Annotated in this window: 1 protein-coding gene and 1 pseudogene; one reads left to right on the top strand and one right to left on the bottom strand. The window is 67.4% G+C overall.

The genetic code is table 11. The features are described from left to right. Window positions 1–360: tRNA-intron lyase (endA, locus tag PGX04_RS16970; RefSeq protein WP_273739600.1), on the top strand; the 360-nt coding region annotated here is incomplete at its 5' end. Between the two features lie 154 nt (window positions 361–514). Here the strand turns inward: endA and PGX04_RS16965 are convergent. Continuing rightward, window positions 515–922: pseudogene (locus PGX04_RS16965) on the bottom strand (ornithine cyclodeaminase family protein); the annotation flags it as partial.

Here is a 922-nt window from a genome sequence, read left to right as displayed (position 1 = left end):
CTCGCGCTCGAGGCCGAGACGGTCCGCGAGCGGGGCCGCGAGGTCGAGGGCGAGCGATTCGAGCGGCGGCTGACCGTCTACACGGCGTTGCGAGAGCGCGGCGTGGTCCCCAAGACGGGATACAAGTTCGGTGCTGACTTCCGGACCTACGCGGACGTGGAGTCCGTCGAGGAACTGAGACACTCGGAACTACTGGTTCGCGTCCATCCCGCGGCGTACGTCTTCGAGCCCCGGGATCTGGCGCTGGACGTTCGGCTCGCTCACGGCGTGCGGAAGACGATGGTGTTCGCGCTGGTCGGCGACGACGCCGCTGAAGAGACGGAGATAGAGTGGTGGTCGCTCGAGCGGTTGACTCCCTAGTGACTGCCTAGTTTACCGATCGAGAAGACGAGCGTTCTGCTCGTACTAGCAAATATCGAGTAGCGCTTCGCTCGGTTCACGGTTCCCGCAGGTCACCGTTCACGTTCGCTCACCGCAACACAGCGCGCGCCACCGCAGAGAGGGACGACGTTCGCTACACGAACTGCTCGAGGAACGTCTTGCCGAGCACGACCTCCGTCCCCGCGAGCCCGACCGAACAGAACAGCGTGATGTCAGCCGCGCGCTGGCGGCCGAGATCGGGGGTCTCGAGCGCGTCGGCGAGTTCGACCATTCGCTCGCGGTCGTCGTCCGACGCGACGTACGGCCGGTCGTAGGCGTCGACCTGCGGGAGCGAATCGGTCGCGATGACGGCGGCGCGGTCGACCACCTCGAGCGGGAGTTCGTGGGCGTCTTCGAACCGCGGGCCGATCGTCGTGACGTGGGTGCCGGGCTCGAGCCAGTCGGGGTCGAAAACGGGCTCCTCGCTGTTCGTCGCACAGACCAGCGCGTCGGCGTCGCGGACGACCGGTTCGGGATCGTCGACGGCGCGGACGGGCGGCTC

This window comes from Natrinema soli (assembly GCF_028618695.1).
Note: the sequence above shows the minus strand (reverse complement) of the source record. Positions and strands in the feature narration are given on the sequence as shown.